This is a genomic window from Anoxybacillus sp. MB8, from assembly GCF_011006755.1.
Lineage (GTDB): Bacteria > Bacillota > Bacilli > Bacillales > Anoxybacillaceae > Anoxybacillus > Anoxybacillus gonensis.
Window position 1 is genome coordinate 51,952 of sequence record NZ_RXXX01000011.1, and the last position, 6,491, is coordinate 58,442.

Annotated in this window: 5 protein-coding genes; all 5 read right to left on the reverse strand. The window is 37.2% G+C overall.

Features of this window, described 5'->3' with window-relative positions; translation table 11 throughout:
- Positions 1–49: 49 nt before the first annotated feature.
- The 5 genes from EKC99_RS06180 to EKC99_RS06200 all read right to left on the reverse strand — a co-directional run bounded on the left by EKC99_RS06180 (position 50) and on the right by EKC99_RS06200 (position 6,342).
- Entirely contained in the window at positions 50–889 is an 840-nt protein-coding gene (locus EKC99_RS06180) for a carbohydrate ABC transporter permease (RefSeq protein ID WP_039938763.1), read from the reverse strand.
- 14 nt (positions 890–903) lie between these two features.
- A complete protein-coding gene (locus EKC99_RS06185) occupies positions 904–1,830 on the reverse strand; it encodes a carbohydrate ABC transporter permease (RefSeq protein ID WP_163151024.1) in 927 nt (308 codons plus the stop codon).
- A gap of 59 nt (positions 1,831–1,889) precedes the next feature.
- Complete coding sequence (locus EKC99_RS06190; protein WP_163151026.1) at positions 1,890–3,179, reverse strand: ABC transporter substrate-binding protein; 1,290 nt, start codon at positions 3,177–3,179, stop codon at positions 1,890–1,892.
- Positions 3,180–3,350: 171 nt separating this feature from the next.
- Positions 3,351–4,712 (reverse strand): GH1 family beta-glucosidase, encoded by a 1,362-nt coding sequence (locus EKC99_RS06195; protein WP_163151028.1) that lies wholly within the window; start codon positions 4,710–4,712, stop codon positions 3,351–3,353.
- Between the two features lie 1,021 nt (positions 4,713–5,733).
- Positions 5,734–6,342: a transglutaminase-like domain-containing protein gene (locus tag EKC99_RS06200; protein ID WP_021095682.1), complete on the reverse strand. Its 609-nt coding sequence runs from the start codon at positions 6,340–6,342 to the stop codon at positions 5,734–5,736.
- Positions 6,343–6,491: the final 149 nt, after the last annotated feature.

Genomic DNA, 6,491 nt, shown 5'->3' on the forward strand with positions numbered 1-6,491 from the left:
CATAAATTTTCCCGTTAAAAATGAATGCGCTTTAGTTGCGGTGATGTCACTATTGTTTGACGGATCCTTGCGTCAAGCTCGAAATGAACAACTTATTAAACATTAAAAATACAACAACTAAAGGCAATGTTGCCCAAAATGTTCCTGATAAAATCATACCATAGTCTTTCACGTATGCGTCTTGAAGAGCGCGAATAGCAATTTGAATCGTGTAGCTTGATTCATCTCTCAACACGGTTAACGGCCATAAGAAATCGTTCCATACGAACATAAATGTTAAAATGCCAAGCGTCGCAAAAGCTGGTAAAATTGAAGGAACGACGATATTCCAATATACACGGAATATGCTACATCCATCAATTTTTGCCGCTTCAATCAATTCATCAGGAATTGCATCTTTAATATATTGACGCATCCAAAAAATACCGAACGCATTCACTAAACCTGGAACGATAATGGCTTTTAAATCGTTTAACCAACCTAACTTTGTAATAATGAAGTATTGCGGGATTAACCCTAATTGCGGTGGAATCATCATCGTAATTAAAATGACAGCAAACAGCTTTTCCCGACCTTTAAACTGCAACTTAGCAAATGCAAAACCTGCTAAAGAGCTGAAAAACAATACCCCAAGCGTCGTTAAGCTAGCAACAATAAAAGAGTTCCACATCGCCCCGAAAAAGTCGACGTTTTCTAATACGTTTCGAAAGTTTTCTACTAGCTTATCTCCCGGTACAACAGCTGGCGGTAACTTATTAATCACATGGTTCGGCTGCGTTGCCATGACAAACATCCAGTACAGCGGAAAAACCGACAGTAACGCCCCAATAATTAACAACACATGGATTGTTACTTTATTCACAAAACCTTTTTTACGTAACATCTTCATTCACCTCCATGTTTTTACTTGCCCGATTTATCTAAACGATTGGACGCAAAGAAGTTAATTGTCGTAAATACAATGATGAGTAAAAATAGCGAGACGGCTGTCGCAGATGCTGTTCCGAACGCGTTATTCGAGAACGCTTCTCTCCATAAATACAACACGATCGTCATACTTTCTTCTCTAAATCCACTTCCGAAAATAAGTGGCTCTGCAAAAATTTGTAGCGATCCGATCGTTGCCGTAAATACGACGAATACGATGATTGGCTTTAACATCGGCACAGTGATGAAAAGAAACTGCTGCCATTTTTTCGCTCCATCAATTTCGGCTGCCTCATAAAGATCTTTCGGAATGCTTTGCAATCCCGCTAAAAAAATAATTGAGTTATATCCAACCCATCTCCAGAAAATCATCGTCGCAATCGCAATTTTCGCTCCCCATTCAGACGTTTGCCAACTTACTGGCGAAATTCCAAACAAGCTAAGTGTAGCGTTTACTAATCCTGCTTCTTGTTCACTAAATAAAACGGTAAAAACAATCGCCACCGCAACAATCGATGTTACGTTTGGCACAAAGTAAGCGACGCGAAATACACTTTTAAATTTGACGATTGCTGAATTTAAAGCAACGGCTAAAATTAAAGCGGCGATTAGCTGTGGACCTGTTCCTAATAAACCGATCACAATCGTGTTATAAATCGATTTCCAAAATAATGGATCAGTAAAAATAAGTGAAAAGTTTTTCACTCCGACAAATGTCATTTCACCGAATCCATTCCATTTTTGAAAGGCTAAATAAAAGCTAAACAGCATTGGAAAAGCACCGAAGATCGCAAATAAAAGAAAGAACGGAGAAATGAATAAGTAGCCAGCTAATGCCGTTTTTTTCTTATCACTCAATCCTTTTGGACGGACGGTTGCATTTGTATGATTATGGGATACCATTTGTATTTCCCTCCAAAAATCATAGTAGGGGAAGGGAATAAATCCCTTCCTCATGTGTTTTATTGACGTTCAAGTTGACGTTTAATACGTTTAATTGCTTCTTCCCATTCTTTTTCTGGATCAGCTTTTTTCTTTTGTACGTTTGTCAACGCTTTGATGATTTCCCCTTGAACGAGTCCATAGTTTTTACCCATGTACACTGTTTTTACTTTTTGCGCTGCTTCTGCAAATACTTGAGCTGTGTTTACTCCACCAAAGTACTCATCTTTGTAATCTTTAAACTCAGGTGCTTCATATACAGAAGGAGCAGATGGGAATAACCCCATATCTTTAAACGATTTCAATTGTTGTTCTGGCGCTACGAGCCATTGGATAAAGTCATATGCTTCTTGCGGATGCTTTGATTCTTTTGGAATCGTTAAATAAGAACCGCCCCAGTTTCCTGCTCCACCTGGCATGTTTGTAATGAGCCACTTGCCCGCTGAATTTGGTGCATTTCCTTTCACAACTCCTTGCATCCATGCAGGTGCAAGTAATGTTGCATAGCTTCCTTTTTCCATCGCATTACCCCATTCAGGAGTCCATAATCCGTTGCTGCCAAGGTAACCTTTTTGAATTAAGCTAACTGTATAGTCGTACGCTTGTTTAATATACGGTTCTTTTTCAATTAACAATTCTTCTTTTTCATTGAAATATTGCACAGGTGCTTGATCACGTAATGCGTTGTACACAAGCTCAACGTTGTCTGCAATTGGTTTTCCTGTTTTTTCTTTAATTGTTGCAGCTACTTCTGCATATGCATTCCAATCCGGAATTAACTTAGCAACTTCAGCTGGATCTGTTGGAAGTCCTGCTGCTTCAAATACGTCAGCGCGGTAAAACATAGCCGTTGGACCAATATCTGTCGGAAGACCGAATAAAAAGTTTCCATCTGCACTTTCACCGATACGCCATTTCCAATCTAAATACTTATCCTTAATGTCTTTTGCTCCAAAATCGTATAAGTTATAAAAACGATCTTGCGCCTCACGATAACGTTCAATGTTGTTTACTTCAATCATCGCGATGTCCGGTGCACCACTTCCTGCTGATAATGCTGTAAATAGTGCGTTATGATGGTCGTCAAACTGTGTTGACTGAATTTTAATTTCAACATTTGGATTGTTTTTCATATATTCTTCAGCTAATTTTTCATAACCAGTGCTTCCGAATACCCACATGTTCAACTTGACTTTTTCATTTGAACCCTTGTCTTTTGATTCGTTTGTACTTTCAGACTGATTGCCGCAAGCAGTTGCGAACATAAAGACAAATGCTAACAACAACATGAGAGCTCGTTTCTTCATCATTCTTTCCCCCTCGTTTTTTTACAACATGTGTTCACACCGTTTACACCTTTCATTTGCCCATTTGCTTGTTTCACGTTATAATTCTTTTAGTTTTCTTTGTGGTAGCGGCTAATCCCCGATACGTTGCGCTACAACAAAGAAAACTTTTTTCCCTTTCCCCTATCACCTCCTTTATTTGTCGTTGTCTACTTGCAATCCGTTGTTTATAATCGTTTCCTTATACCATAACGCGCTTTTTTTCGGAATCCGCTCTAGCGTTTCGTAATCTACGTACACAATCCCGAAACGTTTATCATAGCCAAACGCCCACTCAAAATTATCGAACAATGACCATACATAATATCCTTTTAAATTTACTCCTTGTTCAATCGCGCGGTGACAAGCGATTAAATGCTCTCGTATATAAGTAACTCGCTCATCATCTTCTATCTTACCGTCTTCATTAACGCGATCTTTGTATGCAGCACCGTTTTCAGTAATGTACAATGGTATGTCACCGTAATCTTTCTTCAACCGCACTAACAAATCAAATAAACCGTTTGGATTGACTTCCCAATTCATATCTGTCACTGGTCTGCCTGTGCTTACATGGTCAAATACGATCGGTTCATATTCACCTTTTTTCCAATCTTTTAATGTTGCTGTTGAATAATAGTTAAATCCGAAAAAGTCGATCGGTTGCTGAATCGTTTGTAAATCTCCGTCTTGGTAAACGTCTGGTAAATAATCTTTATACACTTCTAACATATCTGCTGGGTATTGCCCCTTAAATACAGGATCTAAAAACCAACGATTCATAAAACCGTCCCATTTTCGAGCGGCATCAACCGCCTTTTCATCTTTCGGATCAACCGCATATCCTGGCGTCAAATTCAACGTAATTCCAATTTCTCCGTCTTTCGGACCGATTTCCCGAAACGCTTTTACTGCTTCCCCATGGGAGAGGAGAACATGATGTGCTGCTTTTAAAAATGATGTAAAGTTTTGAATACCTGGGGCATGTTCGCCGTTCCCGTATCCTAAATACGTCACAACCCATGGCTCATTATGGGTAATCCATTTTTTCACGACATCCCCAAGGTTCTCATAAAGGAAAGCGGCGTATTCTTGAAAATAATGAACAATATCACGATTTTCCCAGCCACCTTTCTCTTGAAGAGCTTGTGGCATATCCCAATGATAAATTGTCAACATCGGTTCGATATCGTTCTCTAGCAATTCATGCACAAGACGTTTATAAAAATCTAAACCTTTTTCGTTAAACTTGCCTGGCGCTTCACAATACAGTCTCGCCCAACTAGTCGAAAAACGATACGCCTTCAAGTGAAGCGCTTTCATTAATGCGACGTCTTCAACATAACGATTGTAATGGTCAATTGCGATATCACCGTTATCACCATTTGCTACTTTACCAGGAATGCGAGAAAAGTGATCCCAAATCGAGTAAATTTTATCTTCCCCAGTCGCTGTTCCTTCGATCTGATATGACGAAGTCGCAGCTCCCCAGATGAAATCTTTCGGAAACTGAAACATATTTCGAACCTCCTGCGAAATTTTTCGTAAACAACAAATTAAAAAAGCGCTTTCTTTCATTTGTTTCGTAACTTAATCATAATAAGAAACGATGATTCAGTCAATAAAATCTTTTTACTTTAAACGAAAAAATATAATAAAACACAAAAAACGGACACTTCTTTCACGAAAATTTTCGTATAAAAAAAGAAAGTCTGTTGATCGTTTAGGAGAACAAAAAGGATGCGAGAGGAAATAAAAAAAGGATTCCTGCAAACAACAGGAATCCTCAATATTCAGTGCCGATGGTGGGAGTCGAACCCACACGGGGGGCTACCCCACACGATTTTGAGTCGATTATGAAACCGTGCATTCCTCTCAATTAAAGCAAACCCAGATGCAACAAGGGGTTCTTTCATTTCCTCATTTTTTGGTTCATTATTACCGAATACGACTCGAACCTTCGTGCTGTTTGCAGATATTATATAAATTATCTCATTTTTGGTCAATAATTTTTTCTTGCCTTTTTTCTGCATTATTAAAATTCATAAATTTTTCTGCACTGAGATAATTAACTAAAAGATTTTGAAGTACAAAATCTCAAATAACAACATAAAACAATCATCATTTCATTGACCATTTAGCATAAGATTGAACACACACTAAGCAAAGACGCTTGGATAATTTTTTAAAAACCAAACGTTTTCTTTTTGTCACTCAACTATTGCCAACCGTTCGTAAAATTAATGGAATGTTCAACTATGTTACATAACCTTATTAAAATACTGGAAAGAGAAATTTTCAGGATAGACCTCCATGTCGTGCTTACGGCACCAGCAAATGATGAAAATACTAATTTTCGGGATAGTTTAAATAAGAAAAGAATAAAAAGTTTTCGAAAGATAAATTTTACCTATCACGTTTTTTAAATCTTCGGCTTTGTTAAATTTCAGTGTTGATTTTTATACCACAGAAAAAGACCGAAATAAATCGGTCTTTTTTGTATGCCTTGTTCAACTATCGCCACCTTTAGCTTAAACAACTATAAATATTCTGGCAAATGATTTTTATACATTTCTAATGCATCTGTATGTTCTTCTAAAACAGCAATTGTTTTTGGATGTGGCTTCGCATAAATTATTGGGTAATCTCTTTCATCAAATTCTTTTTGAGGAGTAAAAGCTAACTTTTCTTCGTCAATTGAAAATTGAGCATCAATTCCCTTTTTATTACCACGTGCATCTAATCGAATCCATTTATTAAGTGTTTTCAGAAAAATTGCATTTAGAGCATGAATACAATAACCTTTTTCTGGCGTATCAAACAACATCAATCGTTGATAACAAAAACCAGTTGGTATCCCCTGCGAACGTAGTAGTGCAGCTAATAAATTTGATTTTGCATAACAAATTCCTTCTTTATAGTAAAGAACCTCAGAAGCTTTACATGTAACTCTTGTGCTTTGTATATCCCACGAATGAGAAATCTCATCTCTTACAAATTCAAATGCTATTTTAGCCTTTTCCATTTCTGACTGTCCTTCATGAAACAATTCATTCATTTTTTTCTGAATTAAATGATGGGAAAAATTTACAATATCCAGTTCTTCCAGATAATCCATTAAATTAGTGGACTCAGGAATTAGTTCCACTTTAGTTCCCCCTTATCAAATATGATTTTACATAATTATACAAATATTTAAATAAAAAGGCTCTTCACCACAAGTTGTACTTGATGATTTAAGATCGGTGTGCATAGAGAAATTAGAGGGTACAAAAAATGCGAATTTTCCTGTATGGT